Source organism: Saccharothrix carnea (genome assembly GCF_003014735.1).
Lineage (GTDB): Bacteria > Actinomycetota > Actinomycetes > Mycobacteriales > Pseudonocardiaceae > Actinosynnema > Actinosynnema carneum.
Genome location: NZ_PYAX01000008.1, coordinates 13,267 through 34,281 on the forward strand (window position 1 = coordinate 13,267; position 21,015 = coordinate 34,281).

General features: G+C 71.8%; 20 protein-coding genes. 10 read left to right on the forward strand and 10 right to left on the reverse strand.

The features are described from left to right. Window positions 1-5: 5 nt before the first annotated feature. Window positions 6-536 carry a CGNR zinc finger domain-containing protein gene (locus B0I31_RS23710; protein WP_106617590.1) on the reverse strand — a complete coding sequence of 177 codons (531 nt, stop codon included), beginning with the start codon at window positions 534-536 and terminating at the stop codon, window positions 6-8. Window positions 537-575: 39 nt separating this feature from the next. On the opposite strand from B0I31_RS23710, the gene B0I31_RS23715 reads away from it, so the two are divergent. Next, window positions 576-1,511 (forward strand): EamA family transporter, encoded by a 936-nt coding sequence (locus B0I31_RS23715; RefSeq protein ID WP_106617591.1) that lies wholly within the window; start codon window positions 576-578, stop codon window positions 1,509-1,511. A 33-nt stretch (window positions 1,512-1,544) separates the two neighbouring features. Here B0I31_RS23715 and B0I31_RS23720 read toward each other — a convergent pair whose 3' ends face one another. The 3 genes from B0I31_RS23720 to B0I31_RS23730 all read right to left on the reverse strand — a co-directional run bounded on the left by B0I31_RS23720 (window position 1,545) and on the right by B0I31_RS23730 (window position 4,460). Then, window positions 1,545-2,525 carry a hypothetical protein gene (locus B0I31_RS23720; RefSeq protein ID WP_106617592.1) on the reverse strand — a complete coding sequence of 327 codons (981 nt, stop codon included), beginning with the start codon at window positions 2,523-2,525 and terminating at the stop codon, window positions 1,545-1,547. A 150-nt stretch (window positions 2,526-2,675) separates the two neighbouring features. Beyond that, window positions 2,676-3,047 (reverse strand): RNA-binding S4 domain-containing protein, encoded by a 372-nt coding sequence (locus tag B0I31_RS23725; RefSeq protein WP_106617593.1) that lies wholly within the window; start codon window positions 3,045-3,047, stop codon window positions 2,676-2,678. A gap of 228 nt (window positions 3,048-3,275) precedes the next feature. Then, window positions 3,276-4,460, reverse strand: coding sequence for a serine hydrolase domain-containing protein (locus tag B0I31_RS23730; protein ID WP_106617594.1), 1,185 nt, complete (start codon window positions 4,458-4,460; stop codon window positions 3,276-3,278). A gap of 135 nt (window positions 4,461-4,595) precedes the next feature. Between B0I31_RS23730 and B0I31_RS42645 the strand changes: the two genes are divergently transcribed. Together B0I31_RS42645 and B0I31_RS23740 are read left to right on the forward strand one after the other, a co-directional pair. Next, a complete protein-coding gene (locus tag B0I31_RS42645; RefSeq protein WP_106617595.1) occupies window positions 4,596-5,711 on the forward strand; it encodes a sensor histidine kinase in 1,116 nt (371 codons plus the stop codon). After that, complete coding sequence (locus B0I31_RS23740; protein WP_106617596.1) at window positions 5,708-6,457, forward strand: response regulator; 750 nt, start codon at window positions 5,708-5,710, stop codon at window positions 6,455-6,457. The genes B0I31_RS42645 and B0I31_RS23740 overlap by 4 nt, the downstream gene beginning before the upstream one ends. On the opposite strand, the gene B0I31_RS23745 is transcribed toward B0I31_RS23740, so the two are convergent. Continuing rightward, a complete protein-coding gene (locus tag B0I31_RS23745; RefSeq protein ID WP_106617597.1) occupies window positions 6,458-6,679 on the reverse strand; it encodes a hypothetical protein in 222 nt (73 codons plus the stop codon). 33 nt (window positions 6,680-6,712) lie between these two features. Between B0I31_RS23745 and B0I31_RS23750 the strand changes: the two genes are divergently transcribed. Beyond that, window positions 6,713-7,090 carry a hypothetical protein gene (locus B0I31_RS23750; RefSeq protein ID WP_146173915.1) on the forward strand — a complete coding sequence of 126 codons (378 nt, stop codon included), beginning with the start codon at window positions 6,713-6,715 and terminating at the stop codon, window positions 7,088-7,090. On the opposite strand, the gene B0I31_RS23755 is transcribed toward B0I31_RS23750, so the two are convergent. Genes B0I31_RS23755 through B0I31_RS23765 form a run of 3 tightly spaced genes read right to left on the reverse strand, consistent with a single transcriptional unit; the run spans window position 7,087 to window position 10,282 of the window. Continuing rightward, window positions 7,087-7,863, reverse strand: coding sequence for an ABC transporter permease subunit (locus tag B0I31_RS23755; protein ID WP_106617599.1), 777 nt, complete (start codon window positions 7,861-7,863; stop codon window positions 7,087-7,089). The two genes, B0I31_RS23750 and B0I31_RS23755, sit on opposite strands and share 4 nt — an antisense overlap. Beyond that, window positions 7,860-9,362, reverse strand: coding sequence for an ABC transporter permease subunit (locus B0I31_RS23760; protein WP_245950317.1), 1,503 nt, complete (start codon window positions 9,360-9,362; stop codon window positions 7,860-7,862). Before B0I31_RS23760 ends, B0I31_RS23755 begins: the two co-directional genes overlap by 4 nt. Then, window positions 9,359-10,282, reverse strand: coding sequence for an ABC transporter ATP-binding protein (locus B0I31_RS23765; protein ID WP_106617600.1), 924 nt, complete (start codon window positions 10,280-10,282; stop codon window positions 9,359-9,361). Before B0I31_RS23765 ends, B0I31_RS23760 begins: the two co-directional genes overlap by 4 nt. A 158-nt stretch (window positions 10,283-10,440) precedes the next feature. Between B0I31_RS23765 and B0I31_RS23770 the strand changes: the two genes are divergently transcribed. Beyond that, entirely contained in the window at window positions 10,441-11,583 is a 1,143-nt protein-coding gene (locus B0I31_RS23770) for a sensor histidine kinase (RefSeq protein ID WP_219910768.1), read from the forward strand. Next, window positions 11,580-12,248: a response regulator gene (locus B0I31_RS23775; protein WP_106617602.1), complete on the forward strand. Its 669-nt coding sequence runs from the start codon at window positions 11,580-11,582 to the stop codon at window positions 12,246-12,248. The genes B0I31_RS23770 and B0I31_RS23775 overlap by 4 nt, the downstream gene beginning before the upstream one ends. Before the next feature lie 46 nt (window positions 12,249-12,294). On the opposite strand, the gene B0I31_RS23780 is transcribed toward B0I31_RS23775, so the two are convergent. Then, window positions 12,295-13,323 (reverse strand): LacI family DNA-binding transcriptional regulator, encoded by a 1,029-nt coding sequence (locus B0I31_RS23780; protein WP_106617603.1) that lies wholly within the window; start codon window positions 13,321-13,323, stop codon window positions 12,295-12,297. Between the two features lie 379 nt (window positions 13,324-13,702). Between B0I31_RS23780 and B0I31_RS23785 the strand changes: the two genes are divergently transcribed. The 4 genes from B0I31_RS23785 to arfA all read left to right on the forward strand — a co-directional run bounded on the left by B0I31_RS23785 (window position 13,703) and on the right by arfA (window position 18,424). Further along, the gene (locus tag B0I31_RS23785; protein WP_181320303.1) at window positions 13,703-15,013 is read left to right on the forward strand and encodes an ABC transporter substrate-binding protein; all 1,311 of its coding nucleotides are present in this window, start codon (window positions 13,703-13,705) and stop codon (window positions 15,011-15,013) included. A gap of 69 nt (window positions 15,014-15,082) precedes the next feature. After that, entirely contained in the window at window positions 15,083-16,048 is a 966-nt protein-coding gene (locus B0I31_RS23790) for a carbohydrate ABC transporter permease (protein WP_245950319.1), read from the forward strand. Continuing rightward, a complete protein-coding gene (locus tag B0I31_RS23795; protein WP_106617605.1) occupies window positions 16,045-16,911 on the forward strand; it encodes a carbohydrate ABC transporter permease in 867 nt (288 codons plus the stop codon). Before B0I31_RS23790 ends, B0I31_RS23795 begins: the two co-directional genes overlap by 4 nt. Before the next feature lie 7 nt (window positions 16,912-16,918). Continuing rightward, entirely contained in the window at window positions 16,919-18,424 is a 1,506-nt protein-coding gene (gene arfA / locus B0I31_RS23800; RefSeq protein WP_106617606.1) for an arabinosylfuranosidase ArfA, read from the forward strand. A gap of 161 nt (window positions 18,425-18,585) precedes the next feature. Here arfA and B0I31_RS23805 read toward each other — a convergent pair whose 3' ends face one another. Continuing rightward, a complete protein-coding gene (locus tag B0I31_RS23805; protein ID WP_425444400.1) occupies window positions 18,586-20,976 on the reverse strand; it encodes an ATP-binding cassette domain-containing protein in 2,391 nt (796 codons plus the stop codon). Window positions 20,977-21,015: the final 39 nt, after the last annotated feature.

Consider the following 21,015-nt stretch of genomic DNA (forward strand, 5'->3'; position numbering starts at 1 on the left):
GGTCGTCAGTTCCTGCGGGCGCGGTAGGCGGCGACGGCGATCCGGTTGCCGCACGCGGTGCTGCAGTAGCGGCGGGAGCGGTTGCGGGACAGGTCGAGCACCAGTCCGCCGCACGTGTCGTCCGCGCAGACCGACAGCCTGCTCAGCTCGTCGGCGCGGATCACGTCGACCATCGCCATGGCCGTCTCGACGGCGATCCGGTCGGCCAGCGGCGTGCCGGGGTCGGTGGCGTGCAGGTGGTAGTCGAAACCGTCGTGCCGCACCAGCTGCGGCACCACGTGGTGCCCGGCCAGGATGTCGTTCACGATGGTAACGGCGGTGTCGCGGTCGCTGGTCAGCAGGCGGCGCAACGGTGCCCGCACCGCGCGGACCGCCTCCAGCTCGGCCGCGTCGTGGGTGCGCGAGCCGGTGTAGCCGTGCTCGGCGAAGAACGCGTCGAGCTGGGCCCGGTCGGTCAGCGTGTCCGGCTCCTCGGCCGAGTTCACCAAGGCGACCGCGGCGACCAGTGCCGCCGTCGTGTCATGGGTGAAAAGCATGTTGACAGATTACCGCTGCGGTCCATAGCGTCATGAGTCATGGCGACGATGACACATGACACGCAGGTGGCTGGGCGGCTGCGGGCCGGGTTGGGCTTCGCGCTGCTGTCGGCGTCGTCGTTCGGGCTGTCCGGCCCGCTGGCCCGCGGGCTGATGGACGCGGGCTGGTCCTCGGCCGCCGCGGTGGCGGTGCGGGTGCTGCTGGCCGCCGTGGTGCTGGTGCCGATCGCGGTGGTGCAGCTGCGCGGCCGGTGGCACCTGCTGCGCCGCACCGCGCCGCTGATCACGGCGTACGGGCTGGTCGCGGTCGCGGGTTGCCAGCTGGCCTTCTTCAACGCCGTCGCGCACATGGAAGTCGGTGTCGCGCTGCTGGTCGAGTACACCGCGCCGGTGGCCGTGGTCGGCTGGCTGTGGCTGCGGCACGGCCAGCGCCCCACCCGGCTGACCGTGCTCGGCGGTGTGCTGGGCCTGGTCGGGCTGCTGCTGGTGCTCGACGTCGTGTCCGGCGCGCGGGCCAGCGCGGTCGGTGTGCTGTGGGCGTTGGCCGCGATGGTGGGCGCCGCCGTGTACTTCGTGCTCAACGCGCGGGACGCGGAAGGGCTGCCGGGCACCGTGCTGGCCGCGGGCGGGTTGCTGCTGGGCGGTGTCGTGCTGGTGGCGGCCGGCGCGGTGGGGATCGTCCCGTTCGCGGTGTCGGCCGCGCCGGTCGGGTTCGACGGGTTCACCGTGGCGTGGTGGCTGCCGGTGCTCGCGCTCGGCGTGGTGACGGCCGCCCTCGCTTACGTCACCGGTATCGCGGCGACCCGGCGGCTCGGCTCGCGGCTGGCTTCGTTCGTGGCGCTGACCGAGGTCGTGCTGGCGCTCGTGTTCGCGTGGCTGCTGCTCGGCGAGGCGCCGGGCCTGGTCCAACTGGCCGGTGGCGTGTTGATCCTGGGCGGTGTGGTGGCCGTGCGGCTGGGTGAGCCGCGGTCGTAGCCGGCCGCGTCCTCTGCGCGGGAAGCGGTTGCGCTAGACCTGGCCCGGATCCCGTGGCCGGGCAAGCACCTCGCGCCTGGCCCGGGTGACGCGGGCCGCCAGGGTCGGGTGCCCAACCAGCACGCGTTCGGCCGTCTCGAACTCGCGCAACGCCTCGGCCTCCGCCTCCTCGGACCCCAGCGAGGCCAACCCGACGCCACGCCACAGCCGCAGCACGCCGACCACCGGCGCACCGGGCACCTCGCGCTCGATCACGGCGAGGTGCCGGTCCAGGCACGGCAGGGCGTCGGTCGCGCCGTCCCGCGACAGCACCACCGCGCACCACCGGTCGACGGCGTCGGCCGTCACCGACGCGGCGGGTGCGTGGCGCAGCAGGAGGTCGATGCCGCGGACGAGGTGCGGCTCGGCCTCGTCCACCCGGCCGAGGTCGTCCAACGCCTGCCGCAGGCTGTGGTGGCTCACCGCCGCGGCGAGCCCGCCCGGTGCGACCCGCTCGGCCAGTTCGACGGCGTCCCGGGCGGCCTGTTCGGCGGCACACCCGTCACCGCGCAGCCTGAGCGTGTGGGACAGCTCGTTGAGCGTGCCGACCACGGTCTCACCGGTGCGGTCCACGGTCCGCTGGATGGTCAACGCGTCGGTGAACGCCGTGACCGCGTCGTCCAGTGCTCCCGTGTCCCTCAGCGCGCCCGCGCGGCAGACGAGCACCTGCGCGTGCAGGGCGCTGTGCGGCTCGGCTCGTTCGACCAGGTGCAGCGCGTTCGTCACCGTTTCCAGCGCGCGGTGCGGGTTGCCGAGTTCCAGGTCTGCCCGGCCGTGCCCGGCCAGTGCGTGCGCGAGGAGGGTGGCGACTTCGCGGTCACGCGGGTCCAGCCCGTCCAGCTCGTACGCGGCGACGGTGTACAGGTGGGCGGCTTCGGACCACCGGCCCGCGATCACCGCCGAGTCGCCCTCGCGCAACCGCCAGCGCGCGAGCCCGACCCGTGCGTTCCGATCTTCCCGCCGCTTCCGGGCCACCGCACCTCCCAGCCGCCACGTGGGGACGCCGTCCTCCTCCGTGATCGTCTCGGCGCGACACCCCGTTAGGTGGACTTCAGCTGATTCACCCGAGCGGTCCAGGGTCGGCGAGGGCCATCCGGTCGTGCCCGGATCGGCCACGCGGTGGGCTCAGAACCCGCTGCCGCGGAACTTGTCCAAGACCCGCCGTTCCCGTTTGGTGGGGCGGCCCGCGCCGCGTTCACGACGGGCGACGGGCGCCGGTGCCTCTGTGGGCTTCGGCGGTGGCGGGGTCCGGTCGATGAAGCAACCGACCGCGTCGGCGGCACCGACGCGTTTCTGGATCACCCGGACAACCTCCACGATCCGAACCGTGTCACCCACCCGCGCACGCACTTCGTCACCAGGTGTGACCGACGTGGCGGGCTTGGCCGGCTTGTCGTTGACACGCACGTGCCCACCCCGACACGCCGCCGCGGCATCGGAACGGGTCTTGGTCAACCGGACCGCCCACAGCCAGCGATCCACACGGGTGGACTCCACACCTACATCATGGCCTGCTCCCACCCCACCGCACCCAACCGCCCTGCCACGGCACCCTCACCGCCCTGCCCCCCACCGCCCCGCCACCCCGTCTGTCGCCCACCGCCTGCCGCCGGCCCGACCGCCATCGACCGCTGCCCAGCTACCCCGTGCCCGGCCGCCGGCCGTCGCGCGGGCGTGATGCCGGGGGTGGGGCACCGCCCGCGTGTCCCACCCCCCGCCATCACCTCACTTCAGGCCGCAGAGGGCGTGGTCGATCAGGGGCGAGGTGACGTCGCCGGCCGGCTTGGGCGCGCCCGGCCTGGCCACCATCGAGTCGGTGTTGATCGACACGACCACGCTGCGCTCGCCGTCCGCCGTCACGCCGTTGCGGGTCTTGAAGCCCGGGATGTCGCCGCCGTGCGACCAGTGCCCGCCGCACGAGTTCGGGATCCACATGATCCCCAGCCCGTACTCGGCACCGGGCCACGCCGGGTCCAGGCCGGGCGTGCGCACGGTCTTCGTCATCTCGGCGAGCTGCGCCGGCCGCAGCACCTCGCCGCCGATCAGCGCCTTGAGGAACTCGTTCGCGTCCTCGGTGGTGCTGATCATGTCACCGGCCGCCCCACCCCACGACGGGTTGTAGCGCGTCACGTCGACCGCCCGGCCCCACCGCGGGTCGTCCGGGTCGGCTTCGAGGCCCTTCTCCGGGAACCGCTCGTAGGCGGTGGCGTGCGGCCTGGGCAGGAACGGTGACGTGCCCGGCAGGAAGGTGTCGCGCAGGCCGAGCGGTTCGACGATGCGGGTGCGGACCTCGTGCTGCCAGGTGTTGCCGGTGACCCGTTCGACGATCATCCCGGCCAGGACGTAGCCGGTGTTGGAGTAGTTCCACCGCTCACCCGGCGGGAAGTCCGGCCGCGACGCGACGGCGAGCGCGACGAGCTGCTCCGGCCGGTAGGTCCGGAACCGGTTGTCCTCGAACTCCGACTCCAGGAACAGCTCCGGCATCCTGCCCACGTAGTTGGTCAGGCCGCTGGTGTGCTGCAACAGCTGCCGCACGGTGATCCGCCTGCCGTCGTTGCCGTTCCCCGCCACGACACCCGGCAGCCAGCGCTCGACACTGTCCTCAAGGGACAGTCGTCCCTCACCGACCAGTTGCAGCACGGTGGCCGCGACGAACGTCTTGGTGTAGCTGCCGATGCGGAACTTCGCCCGCCACGGCACAGGCGTTCGCCGGTCGACGTCGCCGTAACCGCTGCGGACCCGCACGTCGCCACGCGGTGTGTCCACTTCCACCAGCACACCCGGCGCGCCCTGGTCCAGCAACGCGTCGGCGTGCCGCTGGAGGGTGTCGGTGCGGTGGCCGGCGTGAGCGGTGCCCGCCGTGGTGAGCCCCAGCACCGCGACCATCACTGTTGCGCAGAGTCGTTTCATGTCACCGAACGGTAGGCACGCACCGGGTCGGCGTCGTCGCCCCACGACGGGATCCTGATCTACCACCGTGGGGGTAGGGCGGGATCAGCCCACGGGCTGGCGACGGGTGAGCCCGCCCGCGACTACGTTGGGCCGGTGCTGGCCAAACTCAAGCCGATCCGGCTCGACCTGCTGCTCGCGGTGGTGCTGACGTCGTTGACCGTGGCGACCACGGTGAGCCAGACCGGCGGTGGGTCGGGCTGGGCGGCGTACGTGGTGGGTGCGCTCACCGTCGCGCCGATCGCGTTGCGCCAACTCGCGCCGGTGGCCACGATGGCGGTGATGCTGGGCGCGTTGGCGCTCTACGGCGTGGTCGAGTTCGGTGGCCTGCCCAGTGGCGGCGTCGGCGCGCTGGTCGGCATGTTCACCGTGGCCACGCTGCGGTCCCGGCTCGTGGCGGCGGTCGTGTTCCTGGCGGCGGTGGCCGTGGTCGTCGTGGCGTTCCTCGGACTGCCCGGTGTGGTCGTGTGGTCGGAGGTGGCGCAGTCGGTGCTGGTCGTGTCGGGCGCCTGGATGCTGGGCGAGGGCACGAAGCGGTGGGCGCGGCGCGTCGAGCGGCTGGCGCAGGAGGCGGCGCGGGCGGTGGCGGACGAACGGGTGCGCATCGCGCGCGAGCTGCACGACATCGTCGCGCACCACATGTCGGTGATCTCGTTGCAGGCCGGTGTGGCGCAGTACGTGCTGGACACCGACCTGGCGACCGCGCGCCGGGCGATCACCACGGTCGGTGACACCAGCCGCGAGGCGTTGACCGAGATGCGCCGCTTGCTCGACGTGCTGCGCGTGGACCACGAGGACGACTACCGGCCGCAGCCGGGGTTGGCGGCCCTGGACGAGCTGGTGGCACGTGCCCGGGGCGCGGGGTTGCCGGTGGACGTGGCCGTGACCGGTGCGGCGCGCGAGCTCCGACCGGGGCCGGACCTGTGCGCCTACCGGGTGGTGCAGGAGTCGTTGACCAACGTGCTCAAGCACGCCGGGCAGGCCGCGGCGCGGATCGAGGTCGACTACGGGGAGCAGACCTTGGTGGTGAAGGTGACCGACAACGGCCGGGCGGCTCGGGTCGTGCCGAGTCCGGACCACCAGGCGCACGGCATCCGCGGCATGCGGGAACGCGCCGAGCTGTACGGGGGCGTGCTCACCGCGGGACAGACGGCCGGGGGTGGTTTCGGCGTGGTCCTGCGGCTGCCGATGAGCGAGGTGGCGGCCCGGTGACGATCCGCGTGCTCATCGCCGACGACCAGGCGCTCATCCGCGCGGGCCTGGTCGCCCTGTTCACCGCCGCACCGGGCTTCGAGGTCGTGGGTGAGGCGGCGGACGGGGGACAGGCCGTGGCGATGGCGGCCCGCACCTCGCCCGACGTGATCCTGATGGACATCCGGATGCCGGTGCTGGACGGCATCGCCGCGACCCGGCAGATCCTGGCCGCGCACCGCGAGCCGGGCCACGAGGCCGATCACGACCCCGGCCGCGAAGCCGATCGCGATCCTGACCACGAGTCCGGCACCGGCCGGGCGGAGCCGCCCCGGATCGTCGTGCTGACCACGTTCGACCTGCCCGAGTACGTCTACACCGCGTTGGGCGAGGGCGCGTCCGGTTTCCTGGTCAAGGACACCCCGCCGGAGCGGATCATCTCCGCGGTCCGCACCATCGCCGCCGGTGACATCCTGATCGCGCCCCACATCACCCACCGGCTGATCGAGACCTACGCCCAGCACCACCGCGCCACCGCCGTGGGCGCCCCACAACTGGCGGCCCTGACCGCGCGCGAGACCGAGGTGCTGCGCCTGGTCGGCAACGGGCTCACCAACGGCCAGATCGCCCAACGCCTCGTGCTCAGCGAGGCGACGGTGAAGACGCACGTCAAGCGGATGATGGGCAAGCTGGCCCTGTCCAGCCGCGCGCAGGCCGTCGTGGTCGCCTACGAGAGCGGCCTCATCGTGCCAACGGGTTCCGGCTAGTCACCTCGCCGGCCGCTCCAACAACGGCACCACCCGCGCGGGCTCGGGCAGGTCCGGCATCTCCGCCGAGATCACCAGGTCACATCCGGGCGGCACGGACCCCTGCGGCAGGCAGCGCTCGACGCGCACCCCGGGCCGTTGGGGGCCGAGCACGGCCGGGTCGACGTGCCGACCCACCGTGGCGATCACGTCCACCGGCAGGTCGTGCATCCCGGCGAGCACGCGCAGACACCACCCGGCACTACCATCCGCGCCGTGGACAAAACTCGGGTCGGGTGCTGGTCGGTGATCGCGCTGGTGGTGGCGCAAACGCTCGCCACGCTGTTGTCCGGTGGCCTGGCCGAACTGCGGATCGTCGGCGTGGCCTTCAACGCCGCCGCCGCGTTCTCCGCCTACCTGGTGCTGCGCCGACCGGACCGCAACCGCTGGCCGCTGGTCGCCTGGACGGCCGGGTTCTTCGGCTGGCACGTGACCGGCCTGCTCACCCTGGCCGGCGTGGTGACGACCGGGCTGGACGCGGTGTTCACGGTCGGGAACGACCTGCGGCTCTCCCTGCTCTACCAGGTCGTCCTGACGACCCTGGCGGGCTTCGCCGTGCACCTGCTGCTGCCGCGGCCCGACAAAGCCCGCTAAGCGTCACGCAGCTGCAGCACCAGACCGCCGGCCAGCAGCGCACCCGCTGCCCACAGCCCCAGCACGCCCAGTCCCGCCCACGGGCTGATCGGCAGGGCGGCGACGTCCGTGGTCGCCTGCACCGCGAGCCCGGCCGTCATCGGGCTGATCCGATGCAGGCGCTTGAACCAGTCCGGATCGGACACCACCGCCGCCACGATCGGGAACAGGTACAGCAGCCCGAGCACCACCCCGATGGCCGCCGCCGCGTCACGCACCACAGTGGCCACGCCGACGCTCAGCAGGCCCACCAGCACCAGGTACAGCACCGACCCGACCGCCGCGCGCACCACCGGCCCGTCCGCCAGCGACAGCACCGCGTGCCCGTGCGCCTCGGTGAACCCGTTGCCCGGCAGGATGAGCCGCCCCGCCAGGACCGACACCAGCACCGCCACCGCGCCCGCCACCAGCACCAGCGCACCGACCACGGCGGCCTTCGCGACCAGCACGGTGGACCGGCGCGGCAGCGCGGCGAACGTCACCCGGATCATCCCCGTGCCGTACTCGCCGCCGACCGCCAGCACGGCCAGCACCGCGACCACGGCCTGCCCGAACGCGATCCCGGTCAGGCTGATCTTCGCCGGGTCCTGCCCGCAGCCGGTGCCCGAGCAGGTGACGGCGGACGACGCGACCACCCCCAGCGCCACGGTCAGCAGCACCACGGCGGCCAGCAGCCACCCCGTGCCCGGCACGGTGCGCAGCTTCGTCCACTCCACGCGCAGCGCTTCCTTCACGCGTCCCTCCGCCGCAGCACGAAGGCCGCCACGCCCAGCGCGACCGCCGCGTAACCGCACAGCACCGCGAACCCACCCAACGGGCTCAACGGGAAGTAACCGTCCGCGGGCGCATAGGTGGCCGTGACCTGCTCGTATTCCGGCAGGCTCTGCTGGACGGCGAACGCGGCGGCCGGCGTGACCCGCAGCAGCCAGTCGGACGGCCCGGTCGGCAGCACCGACGCGATCGCCAGGATGTACGGCAGCACGATCGCCACGATCACCAGCGCGACCGCGCCCGCGCTGCGCCGCAGCACCGTGCCCACGGCCAGGGTGAACACCGCCGCGACCGCGAGCAGCGCCGCCGTGCCGACGATCACCCGGAGCTCGGTCGCCATCGGCACCGGGAACAGGAAGAAGCCCTTGTCCTCCTCCACCGCCCGCACCAACGGCACCGTCACCAGAGCGCCGACCAGCCCGGTGACGAACGTGACCGCGCCGATCACCGCGGACTTCGCCGCCAGCACCCGGCCACGCCGCGGGCTCGCGGTCAGGCTCGTGCGGATCAGGCCGCGCCGGTACTCCGAAGTCATGAACGTCGCCGCCACCACGATGATCGCGATCAGCCCGGCGAACGCGCCCACCAGCCGTCCCTCGACCGTCTTGCCCAGCCCACCGCGCCCGGCCACGATCGGGGCGATGTCGCCCTCCCCGCGCACCGTCACGCCATCGGCGCTCACCTCCACGTCGCCGTCACCACGGCCGCCGACGCTGCCGCCGGTCCACGTCCGGTCCGGCCACGAGCCCTGGAGCCCGATCCGGTCGAACTCGGCGGTCGCCATCGTGGGGTAGCTGATGCCGCTGGTGCCGGCGAACGACTCGGTGACCACCTCGTGGTGCGGCGAGGTGGCGAACAGCCCGGCGCGCACGGTCTGCGGCAGCCCGGGCAGCCGGACCGTGCCGACGAGGTGCCAGGCCACGCCGTCAGCGGACTCGTGGCCGGTGATCGTGTCACCCGACCGGGTGAGCCGCAGCCAGCTCGGCACCGCGTCCAGCGTGCCCGCGATGTCGCCGGTGAAGTTGTGCTGCAGCCGCACGCCGTGCCCGCCGGTCAGCGTCAACGCGGCGTAGGGCGAGCCCGGGGTGGTGCTCTCCTTGAGGATGATCCCGCCCTTGGTCCACGGCAGCGTGTCCGCCACCGGCGTCCCACCGTCCGAAGAGGACACCGCGGTCAGCGACGTCACCCGGGCCGTGATGCTGCCGTCACCGGTGAACGACTGGTGCGCGAACGCGAAGGCGTCGACCACCGGCTCGCCGCCCGGCCCCCGCGTCGGCGTGCTGCCCGCGCACGGCTCGCCGTCCGGGCCGCTGCACGAGATGTTGCTCGCCGTCGCCGCGAACAACCCCATCAGCACGATCACCAGAGCCGCCGCGACCAGGCCGGACACCCAGCCGCGCACGGTGCGCAGCTTCGTCCACTCCGCCCGCAGCGCCTGCCCGAAGCCGTCCCGCCCGCTCACCGCGCGTCACCCGCCGCGTGGAACTCGACCGCGTCCCTGGTCAGCTCCATGTACGCCTCTTCGAGGGACGCGCGGTGCGCGGACACCTCGGAGAACGGCACCGAGTCCTCACCGAGCAACGCCACCACGCGCTCGCCGGAGAGCCCGGAGACGGTGAGCGTGTCCGTCGCGGTGACCGCGACCGTCGCACCGGCGCGGGCCAGCACCGTCATCGCGGCGGTGCGGTCGCTGGTGCGCACCGTGACCCGTGCACCGGACGCGGCCTCGATCAGCTCCGCCACGCCGACGTCGGCGATGACCTTGCCCCGGCCCGCGATGACCACGTGGTCGGCGGTGTCCTGCAGCTCGCTCATCAGGTGGCTGGACACCAGCACCGCCCGGCCCTCGGCCGCCAGCGCCCGCAGGAAGCCGCGCACCCACCGGATGCCCTCGGGGTCCATGCCGTTGACCGGTTCGTCCAGCACCAGCACCGGCGGGTCGCCGAGCAGCGCCGCCGCGATGCCCAGCCGCTGCCGCATCCCCAGCGAGTAGCCGCCCGCCTTGCGCCGGATCGCCGACGTCAAGCCGACTCGTTCGGCGACCTCGTCCACCCGCCGCGCGCCGAGCCCCTGCGAGTGGGCCAGCCACAGCAGGTGGTTGCGGCCGGTGCGGCTGGGCTGCAACGCCGACGCGTCCAGCAGCGACCCGACCTGCCGCAGCGGGTGCCGCAGGCTCCGGTACGGCCGCCCGCCGACCAGCGCGTGGCCCTCGTCGACCGAGTCCAGGCCGAGGATCACCCGCATCGTGGTGGACTTGCCCGCGCCGTTCGGGCCGACGAAACCGGTGACCTTGCCCGGTGCGACGGTGAACGTCATCCCGTCCAGCGCCACGGTCGGCCCGTACCGCTTGCGCAGCCCGGAGACTTCGATGGTTGCTTCCATGCCGGGAAGGCTAGGGAGCGGGGGTGGGCGGAGTCGTCACGCGAGAGAGCAATCTCCGCTCTCGCTGACGTGGGGGAGACGTGTCCCTCGCGTGAGGGATGCCGGTGTCACCGCGTGCGGTGACGCCCGCACGCGCGTCGGCGACGACAATGGTCCGCGTGAGCGACGAGGGGTGGGCACGGCGGTTGGGCGGCGGGACGCACGCGCCGGTGGCCGCCGTGGTGTCGCTGGGCGTGGCCGCGGTGGGCGAGTCGGTTTCCCGGGCCGTCGCGGGCGACGCCGACCCGCAGCTCGTCCTCGTGCTCGGGCTGCTCGCCCTCGCGACCACGGCGCCGCCCGCGTTCCTGCGGCCGATGCCGGCGGCGGTCGCCGTCTCGGCGGCGGGGGTGCTGTCGCTCGGGCTGTTCCACGGCCTCACGGTGGCGGGGCTGGTGGCGCAGCTGATCGTGCTGTACCGGCTGGGACGGGCGGGTGGCCAGGTCGTGGCGACCTGCCTGGCCGTGCCGTACCTGGTGCTGGCGCTCGTGCGCGGCGCGGACGCGATGACCGTGTTGGCCGCGTCGTTGGGGTTGACGGCGGCGTGGGTGGGCATCGCCCGGTGGGCGCGCGACGAGGCGGTGGTGCACCGGGCGGCCCGGCAGGCCGTGGCCGAGAGCCTGGTCGAGCACACCGCCCGGGGCGAACGGGCCCGGATCGCGCGCGAGCTGCACGACGTCGTCGCGCACCACATCTCGATGATCGCGGTGCAGGCGGAGACGGCGCGGTTGACCACGCCCGGCCTGCCCGCCGAGGGCGCGCGGCGGCTGTCGGAGATCGGCGACACCGCGCGGGCCGGGTTGACCGAGATGCGGCGGCTGCTGGGCGTGCTGCGGGAGGACGCGCCGTCCGACATCGCCGAACGGCACCCCCAGCCCGGGTTGCGGCAGCTCACCGAACTGCTCGACGACGTGCGCGACACGTCCGGCGCGGGCGCGCGGCTCATCGTCTCCGGCACGCCCGCCGGGCTGGACCCGGGCGTCGAGCTGGCCGCGTACCGGATCGTCCAGGAAGCACTGACCAACGCGCGGCGGCACGCGCCCGGCGCGGCGGTCGACGTGGAGCTGCACTACACCGAGGAGGCGTTGCGGTTGCGCATCAGGGACAACGGGCCCGGACCGCCCGCCGCGGCACCCGCCGGCGGGCACGGGCTGACCGGTATGCGGGAACGGGCGGCGGCCGTGGGCGGCCGGTTGCGCACGGGTCCGGCGGCCGTGGGCGGGTTCGTGGTCGAGGCCAGCCTCCCGGCGAGGGCGGCCCGGTGAGCGGCGTCCGGATCGTGGTCGCCGACGACCACCAGGTGATCCGCACCGGGTACGCCGCGCTGCTCGACACGCAGCCGGACTTCACCGTCGTCGGCACGGCGTCGGACGGCGGCGAGGCGGTGCGGCTGTGCCGGGAGCTGTCACCCGACGTCGTGCTCATGGACGTGCGGATGCCGGGCGTGGACGGCATCGAGGCCACGCGCCGGCTCAGCGGTCCGGAGGGGCCGCGGATCCTGGTCCTCACCACGTTCGACTTGGACGAGTACGTCTACGACGCGTTGCGCGCGGGCGCGGGCGGCTTCCTGCTCAAGGACGTCACGGCGGAGCGGCTGTTCGACGCGGTGCGGGTCGTCGCGGCCGGTGAGGCGTTGCTGGCACCGACCGTGACCCGCCGCTTGATCAGCGAGTTCACCCGCCTGCGGCCCGAGCGGGACGCACCGGTGAACGCCGCGGTGGCCACCCTCACCCCGCGCGAGACGCAGGTGCTCCGGCTGGTCGCCGAGGGCCTGTCGAACCCGGAGGTCGCGGCCCGGCTCGTGGTCACGGAGGAGACGGTGAAGACGCACGTCAGCCGGGTGCTGAACAAGCTCGGCCTGCGCGACCGGACCCAGGCCGTGGTCGCCGCCTACGAATCGGGCCTGGTCGTTCCCCGCTTCCGCACCTAGCACCCCGCGTGTCCTGCGTTCGGAACAGGTGAGTCGAACGTTCGGGTCAGGGCGTGGCGGTGCGGCCCAGGGTGCTCCGGCGGGCGATCAGCCGGTGTCCGGCGCGGACCTCGATGCCGGGTAGCGGCTCGGTGCTGCCGATGCGCGCGAGCAGCCGTTCCACCGCCGTGGCCGCGATGGCGACCTTGTCCGGCGAGATCGTGCTGATCGGCGGGTTGGAGTAGCGACCGTCCTCGATGTCGTCGTACCCGATGAGGGCGATGTCCTCGGGCACGCGCAGGCCGCGTTCCAGCACCTCGTGCAACGCGCCGAGCGCGACCAGGTCGCTGTAGCAGAACACGGCGTCCGGCGGGTCGGGCCGGTCGAGCAGCAGCCGCATCGCGCCCGAGCCGTCCGCCCGGTTGAACCTCGGCGTGTGGATGATCAGCGACTCGTCCACCCGCAACCCGGCCTCGGCGTGGGCCTGCCGGTAGCCGAGCGTGCGCAGTTGCGCGGCCTCGCCGGTCGGGTACGGCTGGTCGCCGATGGCCGCGATCCGGCGCCTGCCCAGGCCGATCAGGTGCGCGGTGGCCTCGCGGGACGCCGCCACGTCGTCGATGCCCACGTGGTCGAACGTGCCGTTGGACGACCGCTCGCCGAGCACGACCAGCGGCAGCGTGGGATCGCCGTCGTCCAGGTCCTCCTGGGCCAGCCCGAGCGGGCTGAAGATCATGCCGTCGAACAGCAGCGCCCGCGCGCCGCGGCGGATCAGCTCGCGCTCGTGCGCCGGGTCGCCGTCGGTCTGGTCGATCAGCACGTTGTAGCCGCGCTCGCGCGCCCTGGGGATGATCGCCTGCAGCAGTTCCGCGAAGTACGGCGTGTCCAGGTAGGGCACGACCACGGCGATCTGGCCGGAACGCCCGTTGGCCAGGTTGCGGGCCAGCACGTTGGGCCGGTAGCCCAGCTCCGCGATCGCCCGCTCCACCTTCTCGCGGGTCCGCTCGGTGACCCTGGCGTAGCCGTTGACCACGTTCGAGACCGTCCGCGCGGACACGCCCGCGAGCTCAGCTACGTCACGCAGCGTGGCGTCGCGCATCGTTCTCCTCCGTCGGACCGGCGCGGCGGCCCACCGCTGCAGCGCTGCAAAGGAGTGTGCATCGCGGCCTCCGCCACGACAAGCCCGGATGGCTCGCGCCGCGCAACCGTCTCAAATCTCGTTTGAATTAACTTCAGATGAGGTCTTGCAGCGCGGCAAAAGGCCGTCCATAGTGCTTTGCAGCGCAGCAAGACCGGTGCCACGGCGGCAGACACGGTCGGATCCCCGGGACCCGCCGGCTGTGGTGCGACACCCGGACCCGACCCCGAGGCACCAGATCGCGCCTCGCGGGGTCGCCGCTTACCTTGTACGTCTCGTTCACGCACCGTGATCGCGGTCGCGCATGCCCTCACGCATGCCGCGACGGAAAGGCGCACTCATGCTCGGCACCACCTGGTTGGCGAAACTCCGAGGAGGGCTCGCCGCCTGCGGCCTGCTCGCGGTGGCCGCGTGCGGCGGCGCGGGCGGCGAAGACGGACCCGTGACGGTGTCCGTCTGGGCGTGGTACCCGGAGTTCAAGGGTGTCGTGGAGGCGTTCAACGCCTCGCACCCCGACATCAAGGTCGAGTGGACCAACGCCGGCACCGGAGCGGACCACTACGCCAAGCTCAAGACCGCGATCACCGCGGGCAAGGGCGCGCCGGACGTGGCGATGGTGGAGTTCCAGCAGATCCCCACGTTCGTCATCCTCGACGCCCTGGCGGACATGGGCGAGCACGGCGCCAACGAGGACGAGGACCTCTACGCCGAGTGGGCCTGGAAGCAGGCCACCGATGGGGAGAAGGTCTACGCGATCCCCGTCGACGGCGGCCCGATGGCGTTGATGTACCGCAAGGACCTGTTCGACCAGCACGGCATCCCGGTGCCCGCCACGTGGGCCGAGTACGCCGAGGCGGCCGTGAAGATCAAGGCGGTCGACCCGGACGCGCACATCGCGAGCTTCGGCAGTGACGGCGGCTGGCTCAACGGCCTGATGTGGCAGTCCGGCTGCCGCCCGTACGGCTACTCGCACACCACCGCCAAGGACCAGGTGAAGATCAACCTGACCGCGCCGGAGTGCGAGCGGGTGGTCGACCTGCTCGGTGACCTGGTCGACAAGGGCCTCATGGCCAAGGACCCGTTCTTCACCGCCGACGCCACCGCCGCGCTGGACTCCGGCAAGTACTGGACGTGGGCCGCGGCCGGCTGGACGCCCGGCTACCTGGCGGGCTCCTTGAAGAACACCACGGGCAAGTGGGCGGTGGCGCCGATGCCGCAGTGGACCGCCGGCGCCGACGAGCAGGGCGACTGGGGCGGCTCCACGTTCACCGTGACCAAGCAGGCGAAGAACCCGAAGGCCGCCACGATCGTGGCCCGCGAGCTGTTCGGCAAGTCCGAGGCCGCCTGGGACATCGGGCTGAACAAGGCGTTCCTCTACCCGCTGGTCAAGGACATCGCGGCCGATCCGGCGTTCACCGGCAAGGCCTACGAGTTCTTCAACGGCCAGAAGGTGAACGAGATCTTCGTGCCCGTGTCGCAGAAGCTGGGCGACTTCCAGTTCACGCCGTTCCAGGACTTCGTGTACAGCGAGCTGGACGACCGCAGCGCCGAGGCGATGACGGGCGGCAGGCCGTGGGGCACGGTCCTGGAGGAGACGCAGAAGAACGTGGTCGCGTACGCCGAGCAGCAGGGCTTCAAGGTCAGCAAGTAACCCTCCGGCGACCCGCCGCGGCGCACCTGCTGCCGCGGCGGTCCGCGAGGCCAAGTCAGGAGGTTCACCGTGACGCGGTCACTGCCGATCACGGCGCCCGCGGCCGACGACCCGCCCGCGGCTCCACCGGTCGAGTCACGCGCGCGGCGGCGGTCGCGCCGGGTCACCGCGCACCCGGTGGCCGGGATGCTGTTCGTGCTGCCGTTCTTCCTCGTCGTCGTCGCGTTCCTGGTCGTGCCGCTGGGGTACGCGTTCTGGCTCAGCCTGTCCAGCAAGAGCCTGGCGCTGGGCACGCGGTTCAGCGGCATCGACAACTACGTGCGCGCGTTCACCGACCCCGTGCTGCTGGACGGCCTGCTGCGGGTCGTCCTCTTCGGACTCGTCCAGATCCCGATCATGCTCGGCCTCGCGCTGGCCGGCGCGCTCGTGCTGGACGCCGTCACGACGAAGTTCGCCCTGGCGTTCCGGCTCATCGCGTTCATGCCCTACGCCGTGCCCGCCGTGGTCGGCGCGCTCATGTGGGGCTTCCTCTACAGCCGCACGTTCGGCCCGTTCGCCGACCTGCCGACGCTGGTGGGCGGCGAGCCGATCGACTTCTTCAGCGTCTCGTTGTTGCTGGTGTCGCTGGGCAACATCGTCACGTGGGCGTGGACCGGCTACAACATGATCATCCTGTACTCGGCGCTGCAGGGCGTGCCGCGCGAGCTGCACGAGGCCGCGGTGATCGACGGCGCCACGCCGGTGCAGGTCGCGTTGCGGGTCAAGGTGCCCGCGATCAAGCAGGCCATCTCGCTGGCCGCGATCTTCACCGTCATCGGCACCATGCAGTTCTTCACCGAGCCGCAGATCATGGCCAGGTTCGCGCCGCAGATCTCGGCCGGGTACACGCCGAACCTCTACGCCTACAACCAGGCGTTCGCCTACTCGGACTTCCACTACTCCGCCGCGGTGTCCTTCGCGCTCGGGTTCCTGGTGTTCGTGGTGGCCTACGCGTTCGTGTTCGTCAACAACCGCAGGCGGGGGAAGCGCGCATGACCGTCGGCCGAGCGAACGACGGGACCAGGGTGGACACCCGGCTCCCGCACCTGTTGATGGGCGTGGGCATCCTGTACTTCCTGGTGCCGCTGCTGTGGGTGGTCATCGCGGCCACCAAGAGCCAGCCGGACCTGCTGGACAGCCCGGCGCTGTGGTTCGCCGAGTTCAACCTGTTCGAGAACATCGGGCTGCTGTTCCGCGAGGACGACGGCGTCTACGGGCGGTGGCTGGTCAACACGGCGCTGTACTCGGGGCTGAGCGCGTTGGGCGCCACGGCGCTCGCGGCCGCCGCGGGCTACGGCCTGGCCCGGTTCCAGTTCGTGGGCAAGCGGTTGTTCGAGACGGCGCTGCTGGGCATGATCATGGTGCCGGCCACGGCGCTGGTGCTGCCGACGTACCTGATCCTGTCGGAGGTGGAACTCGTCGACACGATGTGGGCGGTCATCCTCCCTTCGCTGCTCAGCCCGTTCGGCGCGTACCTGGTGCGCGTGTACGTGGCCGAGAGCGTGCCGGTGGAGCTGATCGACGCCGCCCGCATCGACCGCGCGGGCGAGCTGCGCATCTTCTGGCAGATCGCGCTGCCGATGATGCGGCCCGCGATCGTGACCGTCTTCCTGTTCACCCTGGTCGCGACCTGGAACAACTACTTCCTGCCGCTGGTCATGCTCAGCGACGCCGACCTCTACCCCCTCACCGTGGGCCTGACCACGTGGTTCAACACCGCGCAGCAGGAGGCAGGCACCCGGATGCTGTTCAACCTCGTGGTGACCGGCTCACTGCTGGCCATCGTCCCGCTCATCGTCGCCTTCGTCCTGCTGCAGCGCTTCTGGCGCAGCGGTGCGGCGGCAGGCGCCCTGAAGTAGGAGTCCCGTGCTCAACGCCTCCCTTGCCCTCAGCCCCGACTACGTCATCGCGCCCGTGCGACGCCGGCTCTTCGGGTCGTTCGTCGAGCACATGGGCCGCTGCGTCTACACCGGCATCCACGAACCCGGCCACCCGACCGCCGACGAGGACGGGTTCCGCGGGGACGTCCTGGAACTGACCCGTGAACTGGGGGTGGAGCTGGTCCGCTACCCCGGCGGCAACTTCGTCTCCGGCTACCGCTGGGAGGACGGCGTCGGCCCCGTCGCGCAGCGGCCCGTGCGCCGTGAGCTGGCGTGGCACAGCCTGGAGACCAACGAGGTCGGCATCGACGAGTTCGTCCGCTGGGCGCGCAAGGCCGACGTCGAGATCATGTACGCGGTGAACCTCGGCACCCGCGGTGTCGCCGAAGCTCTCGACGTGCACGAGTACATGAACCACGACGGCGGCACGCACCTGTCCGACCTGCGCCGTGCCAACGGCTCCGAGGAGCCGCACGGCGTGAAGCTGTGGTGCCTGGGCAACGAGCTGGACGGCCCGTGGCAGCTCGGCCACAAGACCGCGCACGAGTACGGCCGGCTGGCCGCCGAGACGGCCCGCGCGCTGCGGCAGGCCGAACCGGACCTGGAACTGGTGGCGTGCGGCAGCTCCAGCTCGTCCATGCCGACGTTCGGCGAGTGGGAGTCCACGGTGCTGGAGCTGGCGTACGACGAGGTGGACCACATCTCGCTGCACGCCTACTACGAGGTGATCGACGGCGACGTGGACAGCTTCCTCGCCTCGGCGGTGAACATGGACCACTTCATCGACAGCGTGGTGGCCACCGCGGACGCGGTCGGCGCGCGGCTCAAGAGCAGCAAGAAGATCACGCTGTCGTTCGACGAGTGGAACGTCTGGTACATGAAGCGGTTCCAGGCCGAGACGCGCACCGAGTGGGAGGTCGCGCCGCGGGTCATCGAGGACCAGTACGACGTCACCGACGCGGTGGTCGTGGGCAACCTGCTGATCTCGTTGCTGCGCCACAGCGACCGGGTTGCGGTGGCGTGCCAGGCGCAGCTGGTGAACGTGATCGCGCCGATCCGCAGCGAGCCGGGCGGTCCGGCGTGGCGGCAGACGATCTTCCACCCGTTCGCGCTGACGTCCCGGTTGGCGCGGGGGCAGGTGCTGCGGGTGGAGACGTCCTCGCCGACGTACTCGACGAAGCAGTTCGGTGACGTGCCGGTGGTCGACGCGGTCGCCACGCACGACGGGGAAACCGGTGACACGGTGGTGTTCGTGGTCAACCGGCACCGCACCGAACCGGTTGACTTGAAGGTGGGCCTGGCCGCGTTCGGCGACGTCGAGGTGGCCGAGGCCTGGACAGTGCACGACCCGGACGGCTCGGCCACCAACACCGAGACCGACCCGGACCGCGTCGTGCCGAAGCCGCAGGACACGACGCTCGTGGACGACTCCCTCCTCGTCGTCCTCCCCCCTGTCTCGTGGACCGCCGTCCGCCTGACCTCCACCTCCTGACCCGCGAGAGTCCAACGTCCAGCCCGCGAGAGTCCAACGTTCGGACACCCTGAATTCACCATTCGGACCGGGAGCTTGAGCTGGCACCGTCCGCTGAGCGTTGAATTCAGGGGTTCTGAGCGTTGGACTCTCGCGGGCTGAGCGTTGGACTCTCGCGGAGGTCAGGCGCCGACGTAGTCCGCCAGGTGCTCCCCGGTCAGCGTGGCGCGCTTGGCCACCAGGTCGGCCGGCGTGCCCTCGAAGACGATCCGGCCACCGTCGTGACCGGCACCGGGACCGAGGTCGATGATCCAGTCGGCGTGCGCCATCACGGCCTGGTGGTGCTCGATCACGATGACCGACTTGCCCGAGTCGACCAGCCGGTCGAGCAGGCCGAGCAGGTTCTCGACGTCGGCCAGGTGCAGGCCCGTGGTCGGCTCGTCGAGGACGTAGACGTCGCCCTTCTCGGCCATCTGGGTGGCCAGCTTGAGCCGTTGCCGCTCGCCGCCGGACAGGGTGGTCAGCGGCTGACCCAAGGTGAGGTAGCCCAGGCCGACGTCCACCAACCGGTCGAGGATCTTGTGCGCGGCGGGCGTGCGCGCGTCGCCCTCGCCGAAGAACGCCTCGGCCTCGATCGCGGACATGGCCAGCACCTCGGCGATGTTCCGGCCGCCCAGCGTGTACTCCAGCACGGAGGCCTGGAAGCGCTTGCCCTCGCAGTCGTCGCACGGGGTCTCGACGGTCGCCATCACGCCGAGGTCGGTGTAGATGACGCCGGCACCGTTGCACGTGGGGCAGGCGCCTTCGGAGTTGGAGCTGAACAGCGCGGGCTTGACGCCGTTGGCCTTGGCGAACGCCTTGCGGATCGGTTCGAGCAGCCCGGTGTAGGTGGCCGGGTTGCTGCGCCGCGAACCGCGGATCGCGCCCTGGTCGATGACGACCACGCCGTCGCGCCCGGCGACCGAGCCGTGGACCAGCGAGCTCTTGCCGGACCCGGCGACGCCGGTGAGCACGCACAGCACGCCGAGCGGGATGTCGACGTCGACGTCACGCAGGTTGTGGGTGTCGGCGCCGCGCACCTCCAGCGCCCCGGACGGCGTGCGCACGGACGGCTTCACCGACGCCTTGTAGTCCAGGTGCCGCCCGGTGAGGGTGTCGGCGGCGCGCAGGCCGTCGACGGTGCCCTCGAACACCACCTCGCCGCCGCCCGTGCCCGCGCCCGGTCCGAGGTCCACGACGTGGTCGGCGATCGCGATCACCTCGGGCTTGTGCTCCACCACCAGCACGGTGTTGCCCTTGTCCCGCAGTTGCCGCAGCAGGGCGTTCATCCGCTCGATGTCGTGCGGGTGCAGGCCGATGGTCGGCTCGTCGAAGACGTAGGTGACATCGGTGAGCGACGAGCCGAGGTGGCGGATCAGCTTGGTGCGCTGCGCCTCGCCGCCCGACAGCGTCCCGGACGGACGGTCGAGGGACAGGTAGCCGAGCCCGATGTCCACGAACGAGTCCAGCGTCCGCCGCAGGTTCGCCAGCAGCGGCGCCACCGAGGGCTCGTCCAGCCCGCGCACCCAGTCGGCCAGGTCGCTGATCTGCATCGCGCACGCGTCGGCGATGTTCTTGCCCTTGACCTTGGACGACAGGGCTTCCTTGGCCAGCCGGGTGCCGCCGCAGTCGGGGCACGTCGTGAACGTCACGGCCCGCTCCACGAACGCGCGGATGTGCGGCTGCAGCGAGTCGACGTCCTTGGACAGGTAGGACTTCTGGATCGACGGGATCAGTCCCGAGTAGGTCAGGTTGATGCCCTCGATCTTGATCTTGGTCGGTTCTTTGTGGAGCAGGTCGTGCAGTTCGCGCTTGGTGTACTTGCGGATCGGCTTGTCCGGGTCGAAGAAGCCGCAGCCGCGGAAGATGCGGCCGTACCAGCCGTCCATGCTGTAGCCGGGGATGGTCAGCGCGCCCTCGTTGAGCGACTTGCCGTCGTCGTACAGCGCGGCGAGGTCGATGTCGTTGACCGAGCCCATGCCCTCGCACCGCGGGCACATGCCGCCGAGGCGGTTGAACGTGGCCTTCTCGGCCTTGGTCTTGCCGCCGCGCTCGACCGTGATCGCGCCGCTGGCCTTCACCGACGGCACGTTGAACGAGTACGCGTTGGGCGGGCCGATGTGCGGCGAGCCGAGCCTGCTGAACAGGATCCGCAGCATCGCGTTGGCGTCGGTGACGGTGCCGACCGTCGAGCGGGGGTTCGCGCCGAGCCGCTCCTGGTCCACGATGATCGCGGTGGTCAGCCCTTCGAGGACGTCGACCTCGGGCCGTGCCAGCGTGGGCATGAAGCCCTGCACGAACGCGCTGTAGGTCTCGTTGATCATCCGCTGCGACTCGGCCGCGACCGTGCCGAAGACCAGCGAGCTCTTGCCCGAGCCGGACACGCCGGTGAACACCGTGAGGCGGCGTTTCGGGATCTCGACGCTGACGTCCTTGAGGTTGTTCACGCGCGCGCCCTGCACGCGGATGAGGTCGTGGCTGTCGGCGAGGTGCGGCTCGGGCGACGGCGCGGTCTTCCTCGTGGCCATGCTGATCCTGTCTCCATCTATCTCGGGCGCGTGGACTTCTCGGGC